The sequence below is a fragment of the Corynebacterium sp. UMB8791 genome, assembly GCF_054166365.1.
The window spans coordinates 97,950-122,052 of sequence record NZ_JBSZCG010000147.1; the positions used below are offsets into that span (position 1 = coordinate 97,950).

The 24,103-nt window shown below is 63.6% G+C and carries 28 protein-coding genes; 20 read left to right on the forward strand and 8 right to left on the reverse strand.

The features are described 5' to 3' along the window. Window positions 1–29 precede the first annotated feature (29 nt). The 4 genes from ACXIUA_RS10275 (at window position 30) to ACXIUA_RS10290 (ending at window position 2,458) form a co-directional block, all read left to right on the forward strand. Window positions 30–398, forward strand: coding sequence for a hypothetical protein (locus tag ACXIUA_RS10275; protein WP_457976762.1), 369 nt, complete (start codon window positions 30–32; stop codon window positions 396–398). Between the two features lie 71 nt (window positions 399–469). Beyond that, a complete protein-coding gene (locus ACXIUA_RS10280; protein WP_457976763.1) occupies window positions 470–1,750 on the forward strand; it encodes a DUF445 domain-containing protein in 1,281 nt (426 codons plus the stop codon). Between the two features lie 13 nt (window positions 1,751–1,763). After that, entirely contained in the window at window positions 1,764–2,153 is a 390-nt protein-coding gene (locus ACXIUA_RS10285; RefSeq protein ID WP_457976764.1) for a CGLAU_01105 family protein, read from the forward strand. After that, window positions 2,153–2,458 (forward strand): DUF2516 family protein, encoded by a 306-nt coding sequence (locus tag ACXIUA_RS10290; protein WP_457976766.1) that lies wholly within the window; start codon window positions 2,153–2,155, stop codon window positions 2,456–2,458. Before ACXIUA_RS10285 ends, ACXIUA_RS10290 begins: the two co-directional genes overlap by 1 nt. 6 nt (window positions 2,459–2,464) lie before the next feature. On the opposite strand, the gene ACXIUA_RS10295 is transcribed toward ACXIUA_RS10290, so the two are convergent. The 3 genes from ACXIUA_RS10295 to ACXIUA_RS10305 are packed head-to-tail and all read right to left on the reverse strand — an operon-like array spanning window position 2,465 to window position 4,486. Next, entirely contained in the window at window positions 2,465–3,193 is a 729-nt protein-coding gene (locus ACXIUA_RS10295; RefSeq protein WP_457976767.1) for an LmeA family phospholipid-binding protein, read from the reverse strand. A 5-nt stretch (window positions 3,194–3,198) separates the two neighbouring features. Continuing rightward, window positions 3,199–4,017, reverse strand: a complete 819-nt coding sequence (locus tag ACXIUA_RS10300; protein WP_457976790.1) for a class I SAM-dependent methyltransferase — start codon at window positions 4,015–4,017, stop codon at window positions 3,199–3,201. Beyond that, window positions 4,010–4,486: a DUF2505 domain-containing protein gene (locus ACXIUA_RS10305; protein WP_457976768.1), complete on the reverse strand. Its 477-nt coding sequence runs from the start codon at window positions 4,484–4,486 to the stop codon at window positions 4,010–4,012. Before ACXIUA_RS10305 ends, ACXIUA_RS10300 begins: the two co-directional genes overlap by 8 nt. Here ACXIUA_RS10305 and ACXIUA_RS10310 point away from each other — a divergent pair. Then, window positions 4,448–5,506, forward strand: coding sequence for a UDP-N-acetylmuramate dehydrogenase (locus ACXIUA_RS10310; protein WP_457976769.1), 1,059 nt, complete (start codon window positions 4,448–4,450; stop codon window positions 5,504–5,506). The genes ACXIUA_RS10305 and ACXIUA_RS10310 overlap by 39 nt on opposite strands. Window positions 5,507–5,510: 4 nt before the next feature. On the opposite strand, the gene ACXIUA_RS10315 is transcribed toward ACXIUA_RS10310, so the two are convergent. Next, the gene (locus ACXIUA_RS10315) at window positions 5,511–7,226 is read right to left on the reverse strand and encodes a long-chain-fatty-acid--CoA ligase (RefSeq protein WP_457976791.1); all 1,716 of its coding nucleotides are present in this window, start codon (window positions 7,224–7,226) and stop codon (window positions 5,511–5,513) included. 30 nt (window positions 7,227–7,256) lie between these two features. Then, window positions 7,257–8,954 (reverse strand): long-chain-fatty-acid--CoA ligase, encoded by a 1,698-nt coding sequence (locus ACXIUA_RS10320; protein WP_457976770.1) that lies wholly within the window; start codon window positions 8,952–8,954, stop codon window positions 7,257–7,259. A gap of 128 nt (window positions 8,955–9,082) precedes the next feature. On the opposite strand from ACXIUA_RS10320, the gene ACXIUA_RS10325 reads away from it, so the two are divergent. The 4 genes from ACXIUA_RS10325 to ACXIUA_RS10340 all read left to right on the forward strand — a co-directional run bounded on the left by ACXIUA_RS10325 (window position 9,083) and on the right by ACXIUA_RS10340 (window position 13,007). Continuing rightward, the gene (locus ACXIUA_RS10325) at window positions 9,083–10,051 is read left to right on the forward strand and encodes a MinD/ParA family ATP-binding protein (protein WP_070363214.1); all 969 of its coding nucleotides are present in this window, start codon (window positions 9,083–9,085) and stop codon (window positions 10,049–10,051) included. Between the two features lie 13 nt (window positions 10,052–10,064). Then, complete coding sequence (gene mshA / locus ACXIUA_RS10330; RefSeq protein WP_457976771.1) at window positions 10,065–11,330, forward strand: D-inositol-3-phosphate glycosyltransferase; 1,266 nt, start codon at window positions 10,065–10,067, stop codon at window positions 11,328–11,330. Window positions 11,331–11,556: 226 nt separating this feature from the next. After that, the gene (locus tag ACXIUA_RS10335) at window positions 11,557–12,522 is read left to right on the forward strand and encodes a S1 family peptidase (RefSeq protein WP_256007640.1); all 966 of its coding nucleotides are present in this window, start codon (window positions 11,557–11,559) and stop codon (window positions 12,520–12,522) included. A gap of 32 nt (window positions 12,523–12,554) precedes the next feature. Beyond that, on the forward strand, window positions 12,555–13,007 hold the full coding sequence (locus ACXIUA_RS10340) for a hypothetical protein (RefSeq protein WP_143000818.1): 453 nt from the start codon (window positions 12,555–12,557) through the stop codon (window positions 13,005–13,007). A 93-nt stretch (window positions 13,008–13,100) separates the two neighbouring features. Here the strand turns inward: ACXIUA_RS10340 and ACXIUA_RS10345 are convergent, their stop codons facing one another. Then, window positions 13,101–14,216 (reverse strand): hypothetical protein, encoded by a 1,116-nt coding sequence (locus ACXIUA_RS10345; protein WP_457976773.1) that lies wholly within the window; start codon window positions 14,214–14,216, stop codon window positions 13,101–13,103. Between the two features lie 50 nt (window positions 14,217–14,266). Between ACXIUA_RS10345 and ACXIUA_RS10350 the strand changes: the two genes are divergently transcribed. Genes ACXIUA_RS10350 through ACXIUA_RS10360 form a run of 3 tightly spaced genes read left to right on the forward strand, consistent with a single transcriptional unit; the run spans window position 14,267 to window position 16,886 of the window. Continuing rightward, window positions 14,267–15,013 carry a phosphoglyceromutase gene (locus ACXIUA_RS10350; protein WP_071573650.1) on the forward strand — a complete coding sequence of 249 codons (747 nt, stop codon included), beginning with the start codon at window positions 14,267–14,269 and terminating at the stop codon, window positions 15,011–15,013. Between the two features lie 9 nt (window positions 15,014–15,022). Then, window positions 15,023–16,162 (forward strand): sensor histidine kinase, encoded by a 1,140-nt coding sequence (locus ACXIUA_RS10355; RefSeq protein WP_083433259.1) that lies wholly within the window; start codon window positions 15,023–15,025, stop codon window positions 16,160–16,162. Between the two features lie 25 nt (window positions 16,163–16,187). Then, window positions 16,188–16,886, forward strand: coding sequence for a response regulator (locus tag ACXIUA_RS10360; RefSeq protein ID WP_457976774.1), 699 nt, complete (start codon window positions 16,188–16,190; stop codon window positions 16,884–16,886). On the opposite strand, the gene ACXIUA_RS10365 is transcribed toward ACXIUA_RS10360, so the two are convergent. Further along, complete coding sequence (locus ACXIUA_RS10365; protein ID WP_457976775.1) at window positions 16,868–17,743, reverse strand: hypothetical protein; 876 nt, start codon at window positions 17,741–17,743, stop codon at window positions 16,868–16,870. The two genes, ACXIUA_RS10360 and ACXIUA_RS10365, sit on opposite strands and share 19 nt — an antisense overlap. 33 nt (window positions 17,744–17,776) lie before the next feature. Here ACXIUA_RS10365 and ACXIUA_RS10370 point away from each other — a divergent pair, with 33 nt between their 5' ends. The 7 genes from ACXIUA_RS10370 to bsaP all read left to right on the forward strand — a co-directional run bounded on the left by ACXIUA_RS10370 (window position 17,777) and on the right by bsaP (window position 22,735). Beyond that, window positions 17,777–18,733 (forward strand): Ppx/GppA family phosphatase, encoded by a 957-nt coding sequence (locus tag ACXIUA_RS10370; RefSeq protein WP_284818582.1) that lies wholly within the window; start codon window positions 17,777–17,779, stop codon window positions 18,731–18,733. Continuing rightward, a complete protein-coding gene (locus ACXIUA_RS10375) occupies window positions 18,733–19,503 on the forward strand; it encodes a hypothetical protein (RefSeq protein ID WP_457976778.1) in 771 nt (256 codons plus the stop codon). Before ACXIUA_RS10370 ends, ACXIUA_RS10375 begins: the two co-directional genes overlap by 1 nt. Window positions 19,504–19,548: 45 nt before the next feature. Next, complete coding sequence (proC, locus tag ACXIUA_RS10380) at window positions 19,549–20,352, forward strand: pyrroline-5-carboxylate reductase (protein WP_284803984.1); 804 nt, start codon at window positions 19,549–19,551, stop codon at window positions 20,350–20,352. Window positions 20,353–20,561: 209 nt separating this feature from the next. Then, window positions 20,562–20,753: a helix-turn-helix domain-containing protein gene (locus tag ACXIUA_RS10385; protein ID WP_070363204.1), complete on the forward strand. Its 192-nt coding sequence runs from the start codon at window positions 20,562–20,564 to the stop codon at window positions 20,751–20,753. Between the two features lie 127 nt (window positions 20,754–20,880). Beyond that, window positions 20,881–20,982: a 30S ribosomal protein bS22 gene (locus ACXIUA_RS10390; RefSeq protein WP_003855542.1), complete on the forward strand. Its 102-nt coding sequence runs from the start codon at window positions 20,881–20,883 to the stop codon at window positions 20,980–20,982. A gap of 485 nt (window positions 20,983–21,467) precedes the next feature. Next, window positions 21,468–22,532: a biotin synthase BioB gene (bioB, locus tag ACXIUA_RS10395; RefSeq protein WP_457976779.1), complete on the forward strand. Its 1,065-nt coding sequence runs from the start codon at window positions 21,468–21,470 to the stop codon at window positions 22,530–22,532. Then, the gene (gene bsaP, locus ACXIUA_RS10400) at window positions 22,532–22,735 is read left to right on the forward strand and encodes a biotin synthase auxiliary protein BsaP (RefSeq protein WP_070363202.1); all 204 of its coding nucleotides are present in this window, start codon (window positions 22,532–22,534) and stop codon (window positions 22,733–22,735) included. Before bioB ends, bsaP begins: the two co-directional genes overlap by 1 nt. 16 nt (window positions 22,736–22,751) lie before the next feature. Here bsaP and ACXIUA_RS10405 read toward each other — a convergent pair whose 3' ends face one another. Continuing rightward, window positions 22,752–23,774 carry an HAD-IB family hydrolase gene (locus ACXIUA_RS10405; protein WP_457976780.1) on the reverse strand — a complete coding sequence of 341 codons (1,023 nt, stop codon included), beginning with the start codon at window positions 23,772–23,774 and terminating at the stop codon, window positions 22,752–22,754. Between the two features lie 66 nt (window positions 23,775–23,840). Between ACXIUA_RS10405 and ACXIUA_RS10410 the strand changes: the two genes are divergently transcribed. Further along, window positions 23,841–24,077 (forward strand): glutaredoxin family protein, encoded by a 237-nt coding sequence (locus ACXIUA_RS10410; RefSeq protein WP_070363200.1) that lies wholly within the window; start codon window positions 23,841–23,843, stop codon window positions 24,075–24,077. Window positions 24,078–24,103 lie beyond the last annotated feature (26 nt).

Consider the following 24,103-nt stretch of genomic DNA (forward strand, 5'->3'; position numbering starts at 1 on the left):
CAGAGAATAAAACGAGGAAGGAAACAACGATGGCGTCCCAACATGCTGTAGCTGATATCCGCAGTGAATCGTTCCCTGAGTACGAGGGCAAGATTCAGGACCTGTACGTCGAAGGCTACGACCCGGTGTCGTACTCCGCGCCGCACTCTTCGCTGCTGCGCTACTCCACGTGGGTAGCGATGGGCCTGATCTTGGCGTCACTGTTCGGTATGGGGCTTGCCATCTGGGGCGCAACTGTTGGCACGTACGGGTATGGTGCGTCTGCTGAGGTCAGCAGCCAGCTCATCCTGTACGGCCTCGGAGAGGCGGTTGTGACGTTAGTGCTCGGCGCGTTCCTCATCGTGAAGGGTCGCGCGGCCTACCGTCAGTACCGCGAGCAAACCGGTCGCGTCAACTAGCGGCTACCTCCAGGTCTCCCCGTCACCACGCTCAATATGGTGGCGGGGAGATTTTTGCTTTAATCAAGTGCATGGCTACACACGCGTTAATGGAGCTCACTGAGGCGGACGAACAGCGCCGCAGGACACTGCGGAAGTACAAGATCGGGGTGACGGCCCTGCTTGGGCTGATGGCCGTGATCTTCCTGACGTGTTCGTGGTGGCAGTCGCAGGGTACCGCGCCGTTGTGGGTGGGGTACGTGCGCGCGGCGGCGGAGGCCGGGATGGTCGGCGGGCTGGCGGATTGGTTCGCGGTCGCGGCAATCTTTAAGCACCCGATGGGGCTGCCTATCCCGCACACGGCCCTGGTGCCGAACAAGAAGGACCAGGTGGCTGACGCGCTGAGTGACTTCGTGAGTGAGAACTTCCTCAACGCGGAGACCATCACCGAGAAGGTGATGGCGGCGGGCATCCCGGAGCGTGCCGGAAGGTGGTTGTCGCTTGAGAAGAACGCGAAGCGGGTGTCGGAGGAGGTCGGCAAGTTCACGGTGAAGGCTGTGGAGGCGGTCGACCCCGCGGAGGCGGAGGAGTTCCTCAACGCGCAGGTGATTGACCGCTTCGCGGAGCCGGTCTGGGGCCCGCCGATCGGGCGCGCATTGGAGGGATTCATCGCGGACGGCAAGATCGAGCCGCTGGTTGACGACATCGTTGCCTGGGGCAACGAGCGCCTCGCAGGCATGGAGGACGCCATCGTCCGAACCATCGACGAGCGGATGCCCGCTTGGGCACCGAAGTTTGCGAAGGACCTGGTGGGCGCCAAAGTCTATAACGAACTGGTGGCGTTCATGGCGGACGTCGATAAGGACAAGGACCACGAGGCTCGCCGAGCTATTCGACGCCAAATCAACCAGTTCGCGCAGGACTTACAGTTCGACGGCGCCATGATCACCCGCGTCGAGGAGCTGAAGGCGGACGTGATGGCGTCGAACGCGGTGCAGAACGCGGCCGCGGGGCTGTGGGGGCAGGTGTCGGCGGCGATTATTGAGTCGGCGTCGGACCCGGAGAGCATGGTGCGTCGAAAGATTGCGCTGACGGTGCACGAGTGGGGCGAGAAGCTGGTCAACGAACCCGAGACGCGTGAGGCAGCCGAGCGCAACCTGCGAAAGTGGACGCACTTCGCGGCGGAGAACGGCGCGGGCCAGATCGTCGGGATCATTTCGGAGACGATTCAGAAGTGGGACGGGCAGGAAGCCGCCGAGAAGATCGAGCTGATGGTGGGCAAGGACCTACAGTACATCCGCGTGAACGGCACGATCGTGGGTGCATTGGCCGGACTTGTTATATACGCTGTGTCACAGTTGTTGTTTTTCTAAAAGGAGAAGGATTATGTCTGAGAAGAATTCTGGTCTGCGCGAAATTGCGGATGCGTTGCTGGTTGCTGGGCAGTCGGTCGGGGAGGCCGTCGGCAAGCTGGGCGGCGATGTGACTGAGCAGCTGAAGCAGGCTGTGGACAATGCTCGCAGCACGTTCGATGGCGCTGGCGACGACAAGGAGCTCAAGGACGCAGTGTCCTCCTTTGCGAGCGACGCCGAGTCCATCGTCCGCAACATCGGCGACTCCGCCGAGGCCGACGAGGCCAAGGACGCGTTCAAGCTGGTTGCTGAGGAGATCCGCGACGCGTTCGGCAACATTGACGCTGATGACGCGAAGCAGCGCATCGAGTCCGTGGTGGCGCGCGTGCAGGAGCGCGTCGCTGACCTGGGTGGCAAGAAGTAATGTCGCTGTCTGCTGAGCAGCTGATCATGTCGCTGCCTGTGATGGCGAACGCGCTGCTGTTTTGGGTGCTGGCCATCGCGGGCATTGTGGGGGCGGTGATGGCGGCGTCGACGCGCCCGGACGCGTTTGAGGCGGCGGGGCGTCAGTCGAAGGGCACGTGGGTGGCCATTCTGGCCGGTTCCGCGTTCGCCTGCATGCTGTCGTTGCCGTTCGTGGCGTGGATCGGCGCGGTCGCCATCGGCGTGTATTTCTTCGATGTGCGGCCGCAGATCAACAACATTTTGCGGGGGAATTACGGCTGGTAAGCAGGCCTACTGCTGGTAGGCCTGGAGTTCGGCGAAGTCCACGTTGTGGCCCTGCATCGTGACGCGGAGGCCACCGGGGACGACGTCGAAGCCGGTGATGCGCATCGCCTGGTCGGTGTACTCGGCTACACCGTTGGTGAGGGCCTCGGTAATCGCGGAGGAGATCTCATCCGGCAGCGTGTTGCCGAACAACGAGGTGTCGACGGCCTGGACGGAGAACCCTCCGGCGTCGTCAATTTCGGGGTGAAGTGAAACCGCAGCGGCGCCACCGCTGAACTCGACGGTGAATGTGCCGTCCTCGGGGGAGGTGGTCACCTCGGACACGTTGATGAGCGCGGAGAGGAAATCGCTGCCGATGTTCTGCTGCAGCTGCGTGTTCAGCATCGCGCGCACGAACTCACTCGGGACCTCGGTAGTTGCGGTCAGGGTGTCCGCGACGGACTTGCCGCTGGCGTCAACCTTGATGGAGTCCATCTCCACGGTGGAGGCCGGCTGGCCGGTGGTCTCATCGCCGTTGACCACCAGCGTGGATGGCGTGGTCACCGTGACGTGCGGGATGGTGCCGCGCAGCATACCCAGCGTCAGGGGGGAAGCGCCGAAGGAAACCTCGGTGCCCTCCGGGGCTTGGTCGCGCATCTGGCTGCCGATGTAGGCGCGTGAGCCGGCTTCGGCGGCGATGAACAGGACCAGGATGGCGGCGAGGATGCCGATCAGGACTTTCCAGACGGTTTTCATGCGCACTAGTGTAGCGACTCACCTTTGGGCGCCACAGCCGCCCAGTCGACGGTGACGGTGTTGTCGCTGAGTCGGCGGCGCACCGGGGCGATCGGCCAGTCGCGGGCAAGGGCCTCGCGGGCGTGGCGCCACCGCACCCGGGGGCCGTGCGGTTCCCAGCCGGCGGCGTGTTCCCAGGCGGAGTCGGCGTCGCGAAGAAAGTCGTGGATGGGCTCGCCCGGGACGTTGCGGTGGATGAGCGCCTTCGGTAGGCGTTCGGCGAGGTCGCTGGGCGTCGAAATGTCGAATGGGTCCCAGGACAGGGTGAGCGTTTGGGGGCCGGTGGCGTCGAGAAGCACCCAGGTGCTGCGGCGGCCGAGCTCGTCACAGGTGCCCTCGATGAAGAGACCGCCGGGGGCGAGCTTGGAGGTGACGGTGCGCCACACGTCGGGGACTTCCGCGACGTCGTACTGGCGCAGCACGTTGAACGCGCGCACAAGCTGCGGCTGGTAGCCGGCGAGCTCGAAGCCGCCGAGCTCGAAGCGGACGCCGTCGCGCGGCGGGAGGACCCGCTCGGGGTTGATCTCCAGGCCCACGACCTCGACGTTGGGGTTGATGCGCCGCAGCCAACCCGCCCACTCGCAGGTGGTGGTGTGGGAGGCGCCGTAGCCGACGTCGAGCGCCAGCGGGCGCCCCTCGCGCAAAAGCGAAATGACCCGCGCGTTGTGGCGGGTCCATCGATCGCAGCGTCGCAGCCGGTTGATGCCGGTCGTGCCCCGGGTGATCACACCGTAGGGCTGCCCGTGGCCCGCCTGCGAGCGCAGATTGTGGTGGTGCTTAGAGATTGTTGGTGATCCATTCCTCGGTGAGCTTCGCCTCGTTCTCGACGATCTCCTCAAGCGCCTCAGCAACCTTCGGCTCCAGCGCAGCGCCCATGAACGGGATGTCTACCTTGGCCTCGTTGTCGTAGGCCAGGGAGGTGGTGTCGCCGTTGTCGGTCAGCGTGATCTCGCCGCCGAAGTCGACCGGGGTGCCCTTGACGTCACCGGTGAAGGTGATCGGGTCCGTGCCGGTGTTGACGGTGCGCTTCAGCTTCAGGTCCTGCGAAATCATGGCCTGCGCTGCCTCAGGCAGGATGGACTTCAGCAGGATCTCGAAGAGGACGGCAGTGGAGCCGTCGAACTCGTGGAGCTCGCCCGGTTCGGGGGAGAGCTTCTCCGCGATGAACGCCCAGTAATCCTTGCTTGCGAAGGCGTCGCGCACCTTCTGGGCAGGATGGTTGATGGTTACGGTGATTTCACTACGTGCAGTCATAGTGAACAGACTACCGTTGATGGGGTGTCTGATACATCTTTTGCCTCAATGACAACTCTGCGCGTCGGCGGCACCCCCGCTGATGTGATCCGCTGCGACACCGCCGAGGACCTCGCTGCGACGGTCGCGCGCCTCGACGCCGCAGGCACGCCACTGCTCATCGTGGGCGGCGGCTCCAACCTGCTTGTTGCCGACGGCCCGCAGGCCGTCACGGCCGTGCTCGTGCGCAACGTCGGCATCGAGCTTCTCGACGCCACCACCCTCCGCGTCGGCGCCGGCACCGTGTGGGACGACGTGGTTGCCTACGCCGTGGAGCACGGCCTGGCGGGCATTGAGGCCCTGTCCGGCATCCCGGGCTCCGCGGGTGCCACGCCGGTGCAGAACGTGGGGGCCTACGGCGCCGAGATCGCTGACGTGCTGCACCGCGTCCGCCTGTGGAACCGGGAGACCGGCGTGGACGAGTGGGTTACCCCGGAGTCGTTGGAGCTGGCGTACCGCTACTCCAACCTGAAGTTCACCCACCGCGCCGTGGTCCTAGAGATCGAGCTGAAGCTGACCAAGTCGGACCTGTCGGCGCCGCTGCGCCACCTCGGCGGCAAGCGGGTCCCACTCGCGGAGGCACGCGCTTCCGTCCTGGAGACGCGCCGGGCGAAGGGCATGGTGCTCGACTCAGCCGACCACGACACCTGGTCCGCGGGTTCCTTCTTTACCAACCCGGTGGTGGACGCCTCGGTCGCAGATGCGATCGGCATCGAGGGGATGCCGCGCTACCCACAGGAGGACGGCCGCGTGAAGCTCTCGGCCGCCTGGCTCATCGAGCGCGCCGGGTTCCCGCGCGGCTACCCCGGCGAGCACGCCCCGGCCCGCCTGTCCACCAAGCACACCCTGGCGCTGACGAACCGGGGCAACGCCAAGGCCGACGACATCGTGGCCCTGGCCCGCGACGTGCAAGCCGGTGTGGAGCGCGCATTCGGCGTCCGGCTCGTGCCGGAGCCGGTGTGGGTCGGGATGTCGATCTAATCAGCTACAGGCGGGACAGGAGCTCTTCCTGCACCTTGCGGCGCGACAGCTTGCCCAGCTGGTCCTTCGGCAGTTCCTCGAAGTGGTAGAAGGTGCGCGGCACTTTGTAGCGGGTGAGGTTCTTGCGCGCGAAGTCCTTCAGGCCGTCCGGGTCGAGTGGGGCGCCGTCGCGAAGCGTGACGCAGGCAACGACGTCCTCGGAGCCGTCCTCGCGCGGGCGGCCGACGACGGCGACGTCGACAACATCGGGGTGGGTGCGCATGACCGTTTCCACCTCGGCGGGGTAGACGTTGAACCCGCCGGTGATGATGAGCTCCTTGAGGCGGGAAACGAGCTTGATGAAGCCGTCCTCCTCCATGACGCCGAGGTCGCCGGTGCAGAACCAGCCGTCGTGGAAGGCCTGCTCGGTGGCTTCCTTGTTGTTGAGGTAGCCGGAGAAGACCTGCGGGCCGCGGGCGAGGATTTCGCCGGGCTCGCCGTAGGGCATGTCCTCGTCCAGGTTGTCGGGGTTGACGATGCGGATCTCGGTGTCGGGGAAGGGGATGCCGATGTAGCCCGCGCGGCGGTCCGCGGTGCCCGGGTTACCGATCAGGATCGGGGAGGTCTCGGTCAGGCCGTAGCCTTCGACGAGGTGGCCGTGGGTGACGCGCTCCCACGCCTCGATCGTCTCGACGGGCAGGGAGGCCGCGCCCGAAAACCCGGTGTTGACGCCGTCGATGTTGAGGCCTTCGTTGTTGGCGGCGTCGATAATTCGCTCGAACACGGTGGGCACGCCGGGGATGAAGGAGGGCTTGAACTCCTTGATGGAGCTCATGATGAGGTCCATCTTTGGTGCGGGCAGCAGGTCAACCTCGGAGCCGATGAGCACCGTGAGCGTGAGCGAGAACGTCAGGCCGTAGGCGTGGAAGAACGGCAGGGTGGCCAGCATGCGCTGCTGCGAATCGGACTGCAGATCCTTGACCCAGGCGACGCCCTGCCACGCGTTGGCGTGCAGGTTCTTGTGCGTGAGCACCGCGCCCTTGGGCTCGCCGGTGGTGCCGGAGGTGTAGAGGATGAGTGCTGGGTCGTCGGGGGTAATGTCCGCCTCGGTGGCCAGGTCGTTGCCCTCGCCGCCGATCGCGGAGCCGAGCAGCGTCTCCCACGGCACCGTCTTGAGCACAGTGTTTGAGCTTTGCACGGTGAGCTGCTCACGCGCCTTGCGGATCTTCGCAATCGGGATGCGCAGTGCGAGCTGCTGCAGCTTCGGCATCGCCTTTGTCATGTCGACGGAGATGACCGTCTCCAGGTCGGTGCTGGCGCGCAGCGCCTCGAGGGTGTCGGCCGCCTTATCCCAGGCGATGGCCACGCGGGCGCCGTGGTTCTTAAACTGCGGGCGAAGCTCGTTCGCGGTGTAGAGCGGGTTGTGCTCGACGACGACGCCCCCAAGCTTCTGCACCGCGAAGAACGCGATGACGTGCTGCGGGCAGTTCGGCAGCAGGATGGCCACGCGGTCACCCTTGCGTACGCCGAAGGCCTTGAGCCCGGCGGCGGCGCGACGGACTTCTTTGTCCAGCTCGCCGTAGGTCATGGAGCGGCCGAAGAACCTGGTCGCTGGCTTGTCGGCGTTGCGTTCCAGGTTGTCGTCGTAGATGCCTGGCAGCGTGGTGAACCCGTACTCGAGCGAGTGCGCGGTCCACTCCGGGTAGTACTGCAGCCATGGCTTTGTGGTGTTTGCGTCCAAGGTCATGGCCCTACCCTACGCTACCGTAACCTATTGTGTGGACTGCAGCATGGCGACCAGTTCCTGCTGGACCGCGCGGCGTCGGACCTTGCCGGTCTGGTCCCGGTTCAAGTCCTCGAAATGGTAGAAGGTGCGCGGCACTTTGTAGCGGGTCAGACGCTGGCGAGCGTGCTCCTTCAGGCCTTCCGGATCGAGCGGGGCGCCGTCGCGAAGCGTGACACAGGCGACGACGTCCTCGGAGCCATCCTCGCGGGGGCGGCCGACGACGGCGACGTCCTCGACGTCCGGGTGCGAGCGCACGGCCTCCTCGACCTCGTCCGGGTACACGTTGAAGCCGCCGGTGATGATGATCTCCTTGATGCGGGCCACCAGGCGGATGAAGCCGTCGGGCTCCATGACGGCCATGTCGCCGGTGCGGAACCAGCCGTCGTGGAAGGACTTCTCGGTGGCCTCGGGGTTGTTGAGGTAGCCGGAGAAGACTTGCGGGCCGCGCGCGAGCAGCTCGCCGGGCTCGCCGTCGGGCATGGTCTCGCTGGGGTTATCCGGGTTGGCGATGCGGATCTCGGTGTTCGGGAACGGCACGCCGATGTAGCCGGGGCGCCGGTTGCCGTCGAGGGGGTTGCCGCACAGGATCGGGGAGGTTTCGGTGAGCCCGTAGCCTTCGATGAGCTGTCCGCCGGTGACGCGTTCCCACAGCTCAATGGTGCTTTGCGGCAGGGTTGCGGCACCGGAGATCGCGCTGTGGAAGGAGGAGAGGTCCACATTCTTTTCGACGGCCCACTCTGCAATCCGCTCGTACAGCAGCGGCACGCCGGGCAGCAGTGTGGGGCGAGTCTTGAGGATGGCCTGCTGGTAGAGCTTCGGCTTCGGCGCCGGGACGAGCACCATCTGGCCGGCGACGGTCAGCGGGAACCCGTAGTTCAGGGCCAGACCGTAGATGTGGAACATCGGCAAGATGGCGAGCACCTTCTCGTTGACGGCGCCCCAGTCCTTGACCCACTGTGCGCCGGCGGCGAGGACGGAGAGCACGTTGGCGTGCGTCAGCGGCACGCCCTTGGGGGTGCCGGTGGTGCCGGAGGTGTACAGGATGAACGCGGTGTCGGACTGCGCGATGGTCGGCAGGTTCGTTGGTGTGGCGGGCTTCGCCACGAGGGATTCCCACGAGATCGCCTTTGGTGCGGGCTTGTGTAGTTCCTCGCGCTGGCTGCGCACCGACCCGAGCGGCACCTGCAGGGCGAGCTGCAGGTGGCGGGGCATGGCGTCGATAAGGTTGACGGCGATGACGGTCTCGAGCGCCGTCGTTTCCTGCAGCGTGTGGAAGGTCTCGGCCTCCCGGTCGAACACGATGGCCACGCGCGCGCCGTGGTCCAGGAACTGTTTCTCCAGCTCGTAGGCGGTGTAGAGCGGGTTGTGTTCGACGGCGACGGCGCCGATGCGCAGGATCGCGGTGATGGCGATGACGTGCTGCGGGCAGTTCGGCAGTGCGATAACAACGCGGTCGCCGGGTGCCACGCCGAGTCGCTGCAGGGCGGCAGCGAGGCGGTTGACCTGCTCGTTGAGGGCTTGGTAGGTGAGTGTTTTGCCCATGAACCAGGTGGCGGTGCGGCCCGGGTGGGTGGTTGCGGCGGTATTGAACAGGCTGACGAGGGTGTCGCTGCCGACGATCGGGTTCGGGTCGGTCCATTCGGGGTAGTGCGTAAGCCAGGCTTTGGTTTCGTAGGCTCCCATAAACACTCCTTTTGTTAGCTAGTCGAAAGTAGGTGAGGGAAAGTATAACCTACGGTTTGGTAGGTTTTGCTAGTTTTCCACATCAGGTACGCTCGTGAGCCACTGGGGAAACACAAGGGGGGATTCCATTGACCACATTTTTCGACGCCACCACCGACCTCACACCGCCAACCGGCCTCGACCAAAGCAACCTGGTCGATCCCGTGAAAGCACCGCCAAAACAGGGCTGGCGCAAACTTGTCCACAGCGCCAGCCGCGGCCGCATCAACCCGGGGCGCTCCCGCGCCCAAGCCGAACGCGACGAACTCATCGACGCCATCCGCGCACCCCTGCGCGGCGACTACCGGATTGCCGTCATGTCGCTGAAAGGGGGCGTCGGCAAGACAACAACAACCATTGCTCTCGGTGGCGTCTTCGCCGAAACCCGTGGCGACCGCGTCATCGCCATCGACGCCAACCCGGACCTCGGCACGCTCGCGCAACGCGCCACCGCCAACTCACCCGCCACCATCCGCGACCTCCTGCTCGCACAGGACACCTCGCGGTACCCGCAGGTCCGGGCATTTACCAACCAGGCCAGCTCACGCCTCGAAGTTATCGGCTCCGAACGAGACCCGGCCGTCAGCGAAGCCTTCTCCGAACTCGACTACCGCAAAGCCATCGACATCCTGCAACACCACTACAACGTCATCCTCACCGACTGCGGCACCGGCCTCATGCACTCCGCCATGGCCGGCGTCCTCGACCTGGCCAACGCGCTCGTCCTGGTCACCTCGCCAGCCCTCGACGGCGCCCAGTCCGCCGCAGCTACCCTCGACTGGCTCAGCCTCCACGGCTACGACCAGCTCGCCTCCAATGCGGTCGTCGTCATTAGCGCGGGCGCGCCGGGCAAACCCACCATCGACATGGAGCGCCTTACCGAGCACTTCGCCGCCCGTACCCGCGCCGTCCACGCCATCCCATACGACCGCCACCTCGCCGAAGGTGCCGTCGTCGATATGGACCGCCTCGCACCCGACACCCTGCGCGCCTACCAGCAGCTCGCCGCGACCGTCGCAGCGGACTTTGGGTCGTGGCACCGCCACGCGGTGATGTAATACGCTGGCGGGCATGCGCGTCGCCATGATTTCAATGCACACCTCGCCCCTCGAGCAGCCCGGCATCGGGGATGCCGGGGGGATGAACGTGTACATCCTCAATATCGCCCAGCAGCTCGCGCGCCAGGGCATCGAAGTCGACGTGTTCACCCGCGCCACGCGCCCCAGCCAGCCACAAATCGCCGAGGTCGAGCCCGGCTTCCGGGTCATCCACATCGTCGCCGGCCCCTACGAAGGCCTGCCCAAAGAGGAACTGCCCACGCAGCTCGCCACGTTCGCCGGCGGCATCGTACAGTTCTGCCGAATTTACGACGCCCACTACGACATCATCCACGCCCACTACTGGCTCTCCGGCCAGGTCGGCTGGCTGCTTGCCGAACTTAGCGACGTCCCCCTCATCTACACCGGCCACACCTGGGCCGCCGTCAAAAACGCCTACGCGTCTGGCGCCGAAAGCTCCGAAAGCGAAGCCCGCCGCATCTGCGAACAACAACTCGTGGACAACGCCGACCGCCTCGTGGTCAACACCGAAGACGAAATCACCGAACTGTCCCGCCACTACGACGTCGACCCCGCCAAAATTGCCGTGGTCACCCCCGGCGCCGACACCGAGCTCTACACCCCCGGCACCAACCGCAACACCGAAATGTCACGCCGCCACCTCGGCATCCCCGTCCACGCCAAAGTGGTCGCCTTCGTCGGCCGCCTCCAAGAATTCAAAGGTCCGCAGGTGCTCATCCGGGCCATCGGCCAACTCGTTCGCGACGGCGTCGACTACCCCCTGCGCGTCCTTATCTGCGGCGGCGCCTCCGGTGGCGGAGTGAGCGTCGATACGTATCAGCGCCTCGCCGAGGAGGAGGGCGTGGGCCACATCGTGCGCTTCCTCGGGCCGCGGCCGCCCCAAGAACTCGTGAACGTCTACCAAGCCGCCGACATCGTCGCCGTGCCCAGCTACAACGAATCCTTCGGCCTCGTCGCCGTCGAAGCCCAAGCCACCGGCACTCCTGTCGTCGCGGCAGCCGTCGGCGGCCTGCCGATCGTCATCGCCGATGGCGAAACCGGCACCCTCGTCCCCAGCCACGACCCCGCCGACTGGGCCAACGTCATCGGCGCCCTCCTCCGCGACGACGACACCCGCATCGCCATGGGGCAAGCCGCCGTCGCCCAAGCCAGCAAGTTCAGCTGGCGCGAAAGCGCCCACGACCTCACCGGCATCTACCAGGACACCCTCGACCATTTCGACCGCGGCCTCTGCGACCGGAAAGCCATCGGGAGCTAATTGCATGTTTGGGGGAGCCCGGTTTGGGCTGCGGCCAAGAGATTTTAATAACGTTCTGGTCGAGGTACTGGAAGCGTGTGATGCTGGTGGTTATTCAAAATAGGCATCGGGTCGGGTGAAATGTATTCAGAGTATGTAGCACCAATTATGACGTAAATACTGGTGGGACTGTGCTACGATCAAATCGAAAAGGATCGGACCGTTAATCTTTCGTTAAGGAGCTACTGTGCGGTATCGAGTTTTGGTTGAGGGTCTTCTGCTTGTCTTCGCTTTTGGCGCTGTAGGGACGCCGGTGAGTGTTGTGCAGGCTCAAGAGGCTGGAGAGCAGGTCAATGAGTTATATGAAGGTGGTGAGGAACAACATTGGGTGGATGAGTCTGATGGAAATGAACCGTACGATGAGGGGTTGGACTGGTTCACTACCAATAAAACTCCTACATACGACAATAGGATCGGTGCCTTATATTTCTCTGACGGATTAAAATCGGAGCGAACATGTACAGCCAACTATATTGGAGATTATTACTGGCTGACGGCTCGGCACTGTGTTGAGGATGAATTGAATTCAATTGGATTTATCCAGCAGTCTGATGGTGAATTTGCCGGGATTGAGTTAATTGAAATGGCTCCCGACCCGGAGCACGATCTTGCGCTCATACGTGTGGGAACTGGAATTAATGCTAGAAAATTTGAGTTGAGTGCGAGGCCGCCACGAGTGGGTGACGGCGTTCGAGTAATTGGCTATTCGGGGCAGGTTGGGCAGCGCAATAATTTTTCGTCGGCAGCAGACTTTCGTGTGGGGGTAGTTGATTACCTGGTTCATACCACCAGGGGAGACGTTTACTCCGATCAAGTGCGTTTAGACCCAACCGGCGACGCCAATTTGTGTCACGGTGACTCTGGTGCAGCGGTTTTTGCCGGGAATGAGATAGTTGGGGTTGCTTCGACTACTGAAATCCAGAATGATAGCTCTGGGCGGAAGCAGTGCATTGGGTCTGGATCGGCTGCAAAAATCGACTCGAATTTGGGTTGGATACAAAAAACGGTACAAAATCAAAGCTTGACTCAAGCTCAGAAGCACCGAGCTTGGCGGGGCGGTGTTACGGCGAAATTTAATCGTAAGTCCCTTGGTGTCCATGAGCGTTCGAAGCTCCCAGGCAGTTCTTGTGGGGGATCGTCGTGCGGAAAGTAAAGAAGATGCAGCGAAGATTTCTAGTGTGTGGCATGACTGCGTTGGTTACAGTTGTGCCTGGGGTTACCCACGGTGTTGGTGCAGCGGTTTCGGTTGACCAAACTGTGGGAGCAACAGTGGCGTCGAGCAAAACAGACAACGTGTTCGATTTCGCTGATGCTATGTGGTATGTATTCAAGCATCGTGAGGAGTCTGAAGAGATGAGCGAGGCGATGCGCTGGGGGGTGACATCAGAAGAAGAAGCAGCGAAGTGTCGTGAGCTGAAGAAGTCTCCAGTCCAGCCTGCAATTGGTGGCCCAATTTGTCCATCTCAGGCATATACGTCGGCAGACGTGGCCCTAGCGAAGTATGCCTCCACGTTTGCCAAAGGGTCGCCTATTTTGGCCTTGCGGATAGCTCTAGCGGTCTTGGCCGTTCTTGGTGGGGCTGCCTATGCGGTAGGTCCACATTTATCGAATTGGGGTGTTCCAGTCCCCTGGCTGTGATGACGTAAAAACCAACAGACTTAAAGGTTTTCGTACAACACCTCACAAAGATAAAGATGATGCCTTAACCGATCGCCACCGCACCGCCCCGGACTACCGCCCGATCGCCTCCACCGCCGCGGCGGCACCCCACTTGCCGAGCTGCTGCGCGTGGTGATCGACCGCACCTGAGACGTCGGCGGCGAGGCGTTGCGCCTGCTCAACGGTGCGGACCTGGCCGGCGCGCTGGGCGGCAACTTCGGCGTCACGTTGGGCGGCGGTGACGGCCTCGTCGAAGCCCTGCTTGCCGGTCTTACGCGGTTTCAGTTCGGGGTTGTCCTGCATAATCTGGCCCATCAATGCCCCTTGCTCCTGGTTGAGCGGGGTGAAGTTGCCGTGGGGTGCGGTGGAATCGGGGAGTGTGAAGGCTTCGTTGACTTTGCCGTCGGGGACGTTGAAGGCGTCTTCGATGATGCGGTCAGCACGTTGGGCTTTGCCGAGGGGCCCTATGCCCATGGAGCTGACGCCGAGGACGGCGCCGTCGCGGGGGTCGTAGTTGATGCCGCCGGAGTCGCCGTGTTCGTAGCGCAGGCCCCAGGAGTAGATGCTGTTGCGGGAGCGGGCGAGCTGGTGGCCGCAGGTGCGGCCGGTGGTGGCGCCGTCTTTGCAGATGGGCTGGCCGAAGTTGGAGGTGTCGAAGTAGTTGTAGGGCAGGTTGCGGGTGTCCTGGATGTAGCGCAGTTCGCGGGGTGCGCCGTGGGCGTGGCCGTTGGCGTCGCGGGAAAACGACATGCGGGTGGCTGGGGTGTCGGGGGCGGCGGTGACGACGCCCCAATCCGGGGTGTTGACGGTGTCCCAGAAGAACTGTGAGGGGAGGTAGACGTCGGCGTAGTCGGTGGAGGGTTTGAGGTTGGTTGGGGTGCCGATGGGGCGGTAGCTGGCGTCGATAGGCACTTCGACGCGGTGGGTGCGCATGACGTCGGTGGGCTCGTTGTCGACACCCTCGGAGAGGTCGAAGCAGTGGCCGGCGGTGAGCATGACGAGCTGGCCGTTGAGGGTGCCGCTGAAGCCTTGGGAGCAGGACGCGGCGCTGGCGTGTTCGGGGATGGAAATTGTGTGATTGCCCACTCGCATTGTGGTCGGCGGCTGCTCTGGAAGGACGCGAAATGGCGCTCCAGGTGCGAGAAGGGCGGCAGTGAGCGCGGCGGCGACGGCGTTGGCGTAGATCATGAGACCCAACCTTAAAGAAAAATCATACGATTCGTGGCATGATTGGTGCCATGACGAATGGAAAGTTGATTCTTGTCCGTCACGGACAAAGTGAATGGAACAAGTCCAACCAGTTCACCGGCTGGGTCGATGTCAATCTGACCGAGCAGGGTGAGCAGGAAGCCGTCAACGCCGGTAAGTTGATGGCAGAAAAGGGCGTGCTGCCGGACATCGTGTTTACGTCGCTGCTGCGTCGTGCGATTCGCACCGCGAACATCGCGCTGAACGCTGCGGACCGTCACTGGATCCCAGTTGTGCGTAACTGGCGCCTCAACGAGCGTCACTACGGCAAGCTGCAGGGCCTGAACAAGGCAGAGATCCGTGAGGAGTACGGCGAGGAGCAGTTCATGAGCTGGCGCCGTTCCTACGACACTCCGCCACCAGAAATCGACGCTGACAACGAGTACTCCCAGACCGACGACGTGCGTTACGCGTTCCTCCCAGAGGTTCCTCGCACGGAGTGCCTGAAGGACGTTGTGGAGCGCTTCCTGCCGTACTACATCGACGTCATCCTGCCTGAGGTCCTCGACGGCAAGACGGTCATGCTGGCTGCGCACGGTAACTCGCTGCGCGCGCTGGTGAAGTACCTGGACAACATCTCCGACGATGACATCGCTGCCCTGAATATCCCGACCGGCATGCCGTTGGTCTACGAGATTGACAGCAAGGGCAAGGTGCTCAACCCAGGCGGCACGTACCTCGATCCGGAGGCGGCTGCGGCAGGTGCTGCTGCGGTTGCTAACCAGGGCCAGAAGTAAGTAGCTACATTGTCCCCGCTACTGGCGTTTTTAGGGGGCGTAGTTCTCGCAGCGCTTGCTGCACCGTTGGTGCGGCGGGCGCTGCGTTGGCGTTTACGCAACCGGGTTGATGGTGGTTCGGATTCCCGCAGGGCGGCCACGATTAGTGAGGTGCTGCAGCTGGCGGTGCAGGGCTCGCCGACGGGGATTGCGGTGATGAACCAGGAGGGCAAGGTGCTGCTCTCGAACGCGAGGGCGCACGATATGTCGCTGGTGTATGACCGCACGGTGCAGCCGGAGGTGTGGGAGACCGCCCAGCAGGTTTTTGAAGATCAGGAGACGCACGTCCTTGACCTTGACCTGCCGATTCGTGCGACGGGGTCCCGCATTCGGAACGTACGCGTGGTGGTCAAACCGCTGACGCTGACGGAGAACTCCTACGTGATTGCGTACAGCACGGACGAGTCGGAGAACGTGCGGATGGAGCATGCGCGCCGCGACTTCGTGGCGAACGTCTCGCACGAGCTGAAGACGCCGGTGGGCGGGATGGCGCTGCTCGCGGAGGCGCTGCTGCAGGACCCGGATGACCCGGAGATGGTGGACTACTTCGGCACGAAGGTGCTGAAGGAGGCCCACCGGATGGGCGACATGATCACGGACCTGATTTCGCTGTCGAAGCTACAGGGTGCGGAGGCGTTGCCGGAGATGGATCCGGTCAGCCTCGACGAGGTGATTGACGACGCCATCACCCGCAATCACGTCACCGCCGAGGGCCGCAACATCGACCTGATCCGTGGGGAACCCACCGGGATCACGGTGATGGGGGACCAGTCCCTGCTGACGTCCGCGGTGAGCAACCTGGTGTCGAACGCCATTAACTACTCGCCGGACGGCCAACCGGTGAGTATTACGCAGCAGGTGCGTATGTCCGGGAAGCAGAAGGTGGCGCTTGTGCGCGTTACTGACCGCGGGATCGGGATTGCGCTGGAGGATCAGAAGCGCGTGTTTGAGCGTTTTTACCGCGTCGATAAGGCGAGGTCTCGCTCGACTGGGGGAACTGGCTTGGGTTTGGCCATCGTGAAGCATGTGGCGCAAAACCACGGGGGTACTATCAGAGTGTGGTCGCGCCCGGGGACCGGGTCGACTTTCACGCTCGAGTTGCCGATGTAGCTTTTGCAGGAGGGTTTCCCTAACCGTGTCTACGAAGATCCTGATCGTTGAAGATGAAGAGTCCCTGGCGGATCCGCTTTCTTATCTGCTGGAAAAGGAGGGCTTTTCCACGGTGTGGGCGGCCGACGGCCCGGCGGCGCTCGAGGCGTTCGAGGCCAACGAGGTCGACCTTGTCCTGTTGGACCTGATGCTGCCGGGCATGAGCGGCACGGACGTGTGCCGGAAGCTGCGCGCGAGTTCGTCGGTGCCGATCATTATGGTCACGGCGCGCGATTCGGAGATCGATAAGGTGGTGGGCCTCGAGCTCGGCGCGGATGACTACGTGACCAAGCCGTACTCGACCCGTGAGCTCATCGCGCGCATCCGGGCGGTGCTGCGCCGCGATGGGGAATCGGCGGCGGAGGAAAAGGACGAGCCGAGCCGCGACGTACTCATCGGTGGCCGCGTCACCATGGACGTCGAGCGCCACAGCGTACTTGTCGACGGCCAACCAGTCCGCATGCCGCTCAAGGAGTTCGACCTGCTGGAGTACCTGATGCGCAACGCCGGCCGGGTGCTCACACGCTCCCAGCTCATCGACATGATCTGGGGCGCGGACTACGTCGGCGATACCAAGACCCTGGACGTGCACGTCAAACGGTTGCGTTCGAAGATTGAGGAGGAGCCGTCGAAGCCGAAGCAGCTGGTGACGGTGCGCGGCCTGGGCTACAAGTTCGAGGCCTGATCGCTAGCCGGGTGCGTGGTCTTCGCATCACGCGGGAGTTTCGCGCGGGCGGCGCAGTGCGCTGCGAGGACCTCGTAGGGCTTCTCACCAATGAGCTGTTGTAGCTCCTGCTTCATCGACTGCCACACGGGGGTGCCGCCGGTGTGGCAGGCGGGCGCGTCGGTGCACCACCAGTCGAAGTCTTCGCCGCCGCCACCCCACTGGCGACGGTCGTACTCGCCGATGGTGGTGCGCAGGATCTCCTGGCCGTCGGCGCGTTCCTCCCAGGAGTCCTCCCGGGAAAACGGCACTTGCCAGCACACTTCCGGCTTGGATCCGATGATGTTGCGGCCTTCCGCCATCGCCCACTGGTGCAGGGAGCAGCCCGGGCCGGTTTCGGCGCCGGTGCGGTTGGCGAAGATGCAAGCGCCATCCACCACGCGCGTCTTGATGTGTGGGCCGTCGTCCTCTTCCTCAGTGTCGTCCCACTCCAGCCAGGGCTCCAGGATGGTGGGGTCGGCGGCCGCGATGTAGGAATCGACGTCGCGGGGGCGCAGCTGCCAGTACTTCGCAGGCATCTCGGCGACCGCATTATAAAGGTCATCCCGGTCCGTTTCGTCGGAGAGGTACGCGCCGTGGATGCAGCAGCCGACAACGGAGAAGTCCTCATCAATCCCGTGGCATTGCGGTGTGCCAAACCGGCAGGACCAGGTGGATTCCACCCACGTCAGGTCGATGCTGAAGTAGTGCAGCGGGTCCTCCGGGTGCATGAACACGAACCATTCGCGGGGGAAGTCGGTGGGCACTTCGCGTCCCGCGAGGATCGAGCGGCCGGCGGGGGATTCGGCGGGGAATCCGAGAAAAACTGGTTGATTCACACCAACACACCGTAGACGCACTACGCTGAGGGTGTGCGATTAGGTGTATTAGACGTAGGCAGTAATACGGTGCATCTCGTGGGGGTAGATGCCCGCAGCGGTGGCCGCCCCACCCCGATGAGTGACTGGAAGCAGCCGCTCCGGCTCGTCGAACTCCTCGACGACGAGGGCAATATTGAGCCTCGGGGCGTCGACAAGCTTGTCGACGCCGTGGGGGAAGCCGCAGGCCTAAGCAGCAAGCTGAAGTGCGAGGAGTTCCTCGCCTTTGCGACGTCCGCCGTGCGCTCGGCAACGAACTCCGAGGAAGTGCTCAAGAAGGTTGAGAAGAAAACCGGCGTGCGCCTCGAAGTCCTCTCCGGTGAGGAGGAGGCGCGGCTGACGTTCCTCGCGGTGCGCCGCTGGTACGGGTGGTCCGCCGGGCGCATCACCAACCTGGACATCGGCGGCGGCTCCCTGGAGATGTCCACCGGCACCGAAGAAAGCCCCGACCTGGCCGTGTCCCTCGACCTGGGCGCCGGGCGGCTCACCCACGAGTGGTTCGAATCCGACCCGCCCGAGCGCAAAAAGATCAACCTTTTGCGCGACTACATCGACGCTGAACTCGCCGGGCCCGCCCGCGAGTTCCACGGGCTGGGGGAGGCGGGGCTGGCCGTCGGCACCTCGAAGACGTTCCGCTCCCTCGCCCGGCTAACCGGCGCTGCACCCTCCTCAGCTGGGCCTTTCGTGAAGCGAACCCTCACCGCGCCGGGCCTGCGCCAGCTCATCGCATTCATCTCCCGCATGACCGCAGCCGACCGTGCGGAGCTCGAAGGCATCAGCGCCGACCGCTCACACCAGATCGTTGCGGGTGCCCTAGTTGCAGAGGCTGCCATGCGAGCGCTTAAGCTTGATAAGTTAGAGATCTGTCCATGGGCGCTACGAGAAGGCGTGATCCTCCGTTGGATCGACCAAGGGCATGACTTAGGAGATGACGAAGGAGACAACGACTGATGTCTGAGGACAAGCAGCTGACGGTTGCGGAGCTCCTCGCCCGGGCCCAGAAAACCAACCCGGACGTGGGCAAGCGTCCCCGCCGACGCCGCAGCTTGGAGGAAGGCGGCGTCTCGGTCGCGGAGCTGACCGGCTCCTTCAAGGCTGTCGACGCCCGCCCGGCCGAAGCGAAGCACTCCAGCGCGCCACTCGACGCACCAGCCGAACCCGCACCGGCGAAGCCTGAGCCTGCTGCAGAGAAGCCTGCTGCCGAGAAACCTGCGGCTGCAAAGCCTGCGGCCGAGAAGCCGGTTGACCCGCCCGCGCCTGCGCCTGCCGCGCAGAAGGCCAGCCCTTCCGAGGACGAAACGACGCAGATCCGCGTCGTGGAGGACACCAACGAGCCAGTGCAGCGCACCAAGCCTGAGGTGGCTGAGAAGCCCGCCGAGGAAGACGCGCTCGACCTCTTCGACGATGAGCATGCTGAGGATGTGGACGTCGAAAAGGCTGAAGCCGCCGAGGTCGCCGAAATCGATGACGACGGCGCCGTCAACCCCATCATGCTGGTGCTCTTCGTGTTCATCGGCGTGGTCCTGGGCGTGCTCGGGTTCATGCTGTTCAGCTGGATCTGGGCGAACCTGGCAACCGCACTCGCGGCCATCCTGGGCGCAGCTGCTGTTGCGGGCGTCGTCTTCGGTGTGCGCGCGATGCACACCGGCCGTGACGGCCTGACCATGACGCTCGCGGGCGTCGCTGCCCTGGTCATGGCGTTCGGCCCGGCCCTGCTCTAAGGGCGTTTTCCACCACAGCGCCCCCGTGGCGCTAGTGTGTGGTGCATGGAAAAAATCGCAATCATTGGCGTTGGCAATATCGGCGAGGCCCTGCTGCAGGGGCTGATCGCCTCAAAGGTTGAACCGCACCACCTCATTGCCACCTGCCGCTCCGAAGAGCGCGTGAGTGCGCTCGCCGAGCGCTACGCCATCCAGGCCACGACGGACAACGTCGAGGCCGCCGCCGACGCCGACGTTGTCTTCCTGTGCGTCAAACCCAACCAGATCATTGACGTGATCGGGGAGATCGCGGAGACCGTCGCGAGCAACTCGGTGCCCACCGTGCTCGTCTCGATGGCAGCCGGCGTCGACATCGCCGACATGGAAGAGGCCATCTCGTCCGCGGGCACCCCCATCATGCGCGTGATGCCCAATACCCCGATGCTCGTGGGCAAGGGCGTGCTCGCCGTCTCCGCCGGCCGCTATGTGGAAGACGAGCAGCGGGAGGCCGTCGAAAAGCTCTTGACGTCCGCGGGCCGCGTCGTCGCCGTCCCCGAAAAGGCAATGCACGCCGTCACCGCGCTCTCGGGCTCGGGGCCCGCCTACTACTTCCTGCTCACCGAAGCACTTATCGACGCCGGCGTTGCCCTCGGACTGCCCCGGGACCTCGCCACGGAACTGGCCACCCAAACCTGCGCCGGCGCTGGGGCGTTACTGGACCAGCACCCCGACCCCGTTGGCCTGCGCGCCGCCGTCTCCTCACCGGGCGGCACCACCGTCGCCGCAATCCGGGAACTCGAGGAGTCCGGCCTACGCGCCGCGATCTACCGCGCCACCGACGCCTGCGCGACGCGCTCCGAAGCCTACTGAGCCGGTTGCGTTGATTGTGCCGGTTGTGCCACAGCAGTCACCGCTTTCACACCAGATACGGGGTGTTTCTTCAGGCACTTTGAAAAATTATCGGCACATGAGTCGCATTAGGCCCAGTGTTCACGATAAGGTTGTTTGAAGCACGTGCGTGTTTCGTCCTGCAGGAGGGGAAGCCTGCAGCGCGACCGTGCTGAAGGGTTTATGAATTAATGGCAAATGAAGATAAAGGCAAGTTCTTAACCGTCGCTGAAGTCGCCGAAATTATGCGCGTCTCCAAGATGACGGTCTACCGCTTGTTGCACTCGGGTGAGCTGCCGGCAGTACGCGTCGGCCGTTCCTTCCGCGTCAACGAAACGGCGGTCAGTGAGTACCTTGAATCCTCCGTGTACGACGTCGGATAAATAGCACTCACCTTGCCCGAACCTTTTTGAGTGCCAAACACCTTGGTTGTATGCTTACACCCATTGCGTGCACCCCGGGTGGATGCCGGCACGTCAAGAACGTACTACGAAGAAACGAGGAAGCCTTATGGGTTCAGTGATTAAGAAGCGCCGCAAGCGTATGTCCAAGAAGAAGCACCGCAAGATGCTTCGCCGCACGCGTGTTCAGCGTCGTAAGCTTGGCAAGTAAGCCTTTGCAGCGCCCGCACCACATGGTTGGAGCGGGCGTTTTTTCATGCGTGTGGCTCGCGCTCCATACCGGTGAGCGAGCGAATTAGCCTGGGGAAATGCGGTTGTGGGCGTGGCTAAAACCCAAATGGTAGTAACAGGATTGTAGTAATCCCCGTTTGGGCCCCTTTTCGAGGATTACTACATTCCTGTTACTACACTTTGCAGGTCAGGCGGGTGTTCGGGCGGGTGGAGTACCCCGAAATTGCGAAAAGTTCCTCGGATTTCTGTGATCGCGGGAACTTTCTTTGTGGACAGTCGTCGCGACCTGCAGAAACGTAACCGTTGGTCGACCGGAACCGGCCCAAACCGCAAAATGGTTCCCGGGCACGGGAACTTTTTGGTGTGGGTGGAGGTTGGGGCACGAAACACCTGAACGGTGTTCAATTGCGGTCTACACTGATGCGTACTTACAACACGTCCCCGCACTGAACGGAGCGCATTACCATGACCGACATCCTCGACATCGCACGCGAAAAAGCCCTTGAGCGGGGCGAAGGCCTGAACAAGGAAGAGCTCGTGCAGATCCTCACCATCGAGGACGAACACCTGCCGGAACTGCTCGATCTAGCCCATCAGGTTCGCATCAAGCACTGTGGCGTCGACGTTTCCCTGGAGGGCATCATCTCCCTGAAGACTGGCGGCTGCCCCGAGGACTGCCACTTCTGCTCCCAGTCCGGACTGTTCGAGTCCCCGGTTCGTGCCGTCACCCTGAATATCGACGAGCTCGTGGAGGCCGCGAAGCAGTCCGAGAAGATGGGCGCCTCCGAGTTCTGCATCGTCGCCGCCGTGAAGGGCCCGACGCAGGACCTGCTGGACCAGGTCGCGGCGGCAGTGACTGCTATTCGGGAGGAGGTGGACATCTCTATTTCTGCCTCGCTTGGCATTCTGACCCGTGAACAGGCGCACCAACTCGCGCAGATGGGCGTGTCCCGCTACAACCACAACTTCGAAACCGCCGAATCCTTCTTCCCGAACGTGGTCACCACCCACACCTGGCAGGAGCGCAAAGACACTCTCGAGCACGTGCTCGCTGAGGGGATGGAGACCTGCTGTGGCGGGATCATTGGTCTGGGGGAGACGATCGAGCAGCGTGCCGAATTCGCCACGCAGCTTGCCGAGATCCAGCCTCACGAGGTGCCGATGAACTTCCTCGACCCTCGCCCCGGCACCCCGTTCGCCGACCGGCCACTCGTCCCGCAGGGGGAGGCGCTTCGTGCCGTTGCGGCATTCCGCCTGGCCATGCCCACAACCCAGCTCCGTTTTGCCGGTGGCACGGAGCTCGCGCTTGGCGACGACGGCACCGAAGCCGGCCTGATGGGCGGCGCGAACGCCATCATCGGCGGTAATTACCTGACCACGTTTGGCCGTCCGATAGAGAAGGACCGCGACGCCGTGGACCGCGTCCTTGACGGGAGCTCCCGGCCGCGCATCAACCTGGGTATCTCGCCCGTCGGCCAGAAGGTGAACTCCGGCCACGGCATCCTCTACGACACGATCAAGTCACTCTGATGCGCATTCCAGACAACACCGATCTTGCCGACGCCATCCTCTCCGGCGACATCGCCTGGCCCCTCGACCCGGCCCGCCCCTACGACGCGCCACGCATCTGCCCGCTGTGCCAGCGGCGGATGGTGGTGAAGATTTCGCCGATGGCGTGGTCGGCGGCATGCTCCCGCCACGGATTGCTGCGTTCGGAGTGGCTTGAGCGGTGATGCCCGCACCAAAAAACTATCGACGACGCAGCGCCACCACGCCAGCCGCGACACCGGCAGCGAGCGCGCCGCCCGCCAGAGCGCCGAGGGCCGGGAGCATGTAGCGACGAAGGGATCGGTAGTCCTCGATGGTCCAGCCTTGGCCTGTCGCGTAGCGGCGCAGCGCACGGTCAGGGTTGATGGCGACGGGGTTGCCGACCATGGAGAGCATTGGCAGGTCGTTGATGCTGTCGGAGTAGGCGGTGCACTTTGCCAGGTCGAGCTTCTGGATGGCAGCCAGTGCGGCGACGGCGTGTTGCTTGCCGGGGCCGTGGAGGATGTCGCCGACGAGGCGGCCGGTGAACTTGCCGTTTTCCTCTTCGGCGACGGTGCCGAGGGCACCGGTGAAGCCGAGGCGTTCCGCGAGCGCCTGGCCGATTTGGACCGGGGTGGCGGAGACCAGCCAGACTTGCTGGCCTTGGGCGATGTGGCGGGACGCGGCGTCGATAGTTGATTGGTAGGTCTTGTCGAGCATTTGGCGGTCGACGATTTCGGCGCAGAGCTCTTTGAGCTGCTCGACGTTCTTGCCTTTGACTACTTGGAGGGCCTGCTCGCGGCCTTTGGCGATGTCTTTGGCGCTTTCGGAGCCGGAGACGCGGTAGCGGATTTGCTTGGTCAGGGCGGGCAGGAGCTCGCGAAGGGTGATGAAGCGCTGCTTGGCCAAGCCTTTGGCCAGCAGGATGAGCGAGGAGCCCTGGATGAGGGTGTTGTCGATGTCGAAGAACGCGGCCGCCTCGGTGTCTTGGGGGACGTCGGGGTCGGGCTGGGTGATTTTCTCCCGGCCGGCGGTTTTGAAGGCGCCGCCGACGGAGTCGACGCCGGTGGCGAATTCTTCGATGCTGATGCCGAAGGTTTCTTCGATGGCGGCGGCTGCGGCGGCGTTACCAGCGGTGCGCTGGGATTCGGCGTCGAGAGGTGGGAGGGCAACTTCTTCGAGGAAGCGGCGAAGGTTGCCTTGGGTGAGTGACCATTGGGCCAGGAGTTCTTTGTGGTCGGACATTGCCAGCGAGCCTTTCACCGTGTGGCAGACGTGATAGTTTGTATCGTAAACAAGATTGGCGGAGAGATGAAACAGGTTGAACTGATGGTGCGCGCGACCTGCGGGTCGTGCGAGCGGGTGGCTGCGCAGATCGCCCCGGTGGTCGAGCAGTGCGGCGCGCAGCTCACGCTTGTAGATGTCGACGCCTCTCCGTCGCTCAACGCCGAGTTCGGGGATCGTGTCCCGGTTGTAGTGATTGATGGGGACGAGTTCGCGTGTTGGGAAGTGGATAACGCGGACCTGGCCGAGGCGCTGTCAGAGTGACGCGCTATCCTTTGGTTTGATTCACG

Coding starts and splice junctions, on each gene's coding strand:
- ACXIUA_RS10275 (WP_457976762.1), top strand. CDS start 30: ATGGCGTCCCAACATGCTGTAGCTGATATCCGCAGTGAATCGTTCCCT.
- ACXIUA_RS10280 (WP_457976763.1), top strand. CDS start 470: ATGGCTACACACGCGTTAATGGAGCTCACTGAGGCGGACGAACAGCGC.
- ACXIUA_RS10285 (WP_457976764.1), top strand. CDS start 1,764: ATGTCTGAGAAGAATTCTGGTCTGCGCGAAATTGCGGATGCGTTGCTG.
- ACXIUA_RS10290 (WP_457976766.1), top strand. CDS start 2,153: ATGTCGCTGTCTGCTGAGCAGCTGATCATGTCGCTGCCTGTGATGGCG.
- ACXIUA_RS10295 (WP_457976767.1), bottom strand. CDS start 3,193: ATGAAAACCGTCTGGAAAGTCCTGATCGGCATCCTCGCCGCCATCCTG.
- ACXIUA_RS10310 (WP_457976769.1), top strand. CDS start 4,448: ATGGTTGATGGTTACGGTGATTTCACTACGTGCAGTCATAGTGAACAG.
- ACXIUA_RS10305 (WP_457976768.1), bottom strand. CDS start 4,486: ATGACTGCACGTAGTGAAATCACCGTAACCATCAACCATCCTGCCCAG.
- ACXIUA_RS10320 (WP_457976770.1), bottom strand. CDS start 8,954: ATGGGAGCCTACGAAACCAAAGCCTGGCTTACGCACTACCCCGAATGG.
- mshA (WP_457976771.1), top strand. CDS start 10,065: ATGCGCGTCGCCATGATTTCAATGCACACCTCGCCCCTCGAGCAGCCC.
- ACXIUA_RS10340 (WP_143000818.1), top strand. CDS start 12,555: ATGACTGCGTTGGTTACAGTTGTGCCTGGGGTTACCCACGGTGTTGGT.
- ACXIUA_RS10345 (WP_457976773.1), bottom strand. CDS start 14,216: ATGATCTACGCCAACGCCGTCGCCGCCGCGCTCACTGCCGCCCTTCTC.
- ACXIUA_RS10350 (WP_071573650.1), top strand. CDS start 14,267: ATGACGAATGGAAAGTTGATTCTTGTCCGTCACGGACAAAGTGAATGG.
- ACXIUA_RS10375 (WP_457976778.1), top strand. CDS start 18,733: ATGTCTGAGGACAAGCAGCTGACGGTTGCGGAGCTCCTCGCCCGGGCC.
- proC (WP_284803984.1), top strand. CDS start 19,549: ATGGAAAAAATCGCAATCATTGGCGTTGGCAATATCGGCGAGGCCCTG.
- ACXIUA_RS10385 (WP_070363204.1), top strand. CDS start 20,562: ATGGCAAATGAAGATAAAGGCAAGTTCTTAACCGTCGCTGAAGTCGCC.
- ACXIUA_RS10390 (WP_003855542.1), top strand. CDS start 20,881: ATGGGTTCAGTGATTAAGAAGCGCCGCAAGCGTATGTCCAAGAAGAAG.
- bioB (WP_457976779.1), top strand. CDS start 21,468: ATGACCGACATCCTCGACATCGCACGCGAAAAAGCCCTTGAGCGGGGC.
- bsaP (WP_070363202.1), top strand. CDS start 22,532: ATGCGCATTCCAGACAACACCGATCTTGCCGACGCCATCCTCTCCGGC.
- ACXIUA_RS10405 (WP_457976780.1), bottom strand. CDS start 23,774: ATGTCCGACCACAAAGAACTCCTGGCCCAATGGTCACTCACCCAAGGC.
- ACXIUA_RS10410 (WP_070363200.1), top strand. CDS start 23,841: ATGAAACAGGTTGAACTGATGGTGCGCGCGACCTGCGGGTCGTGCGAG.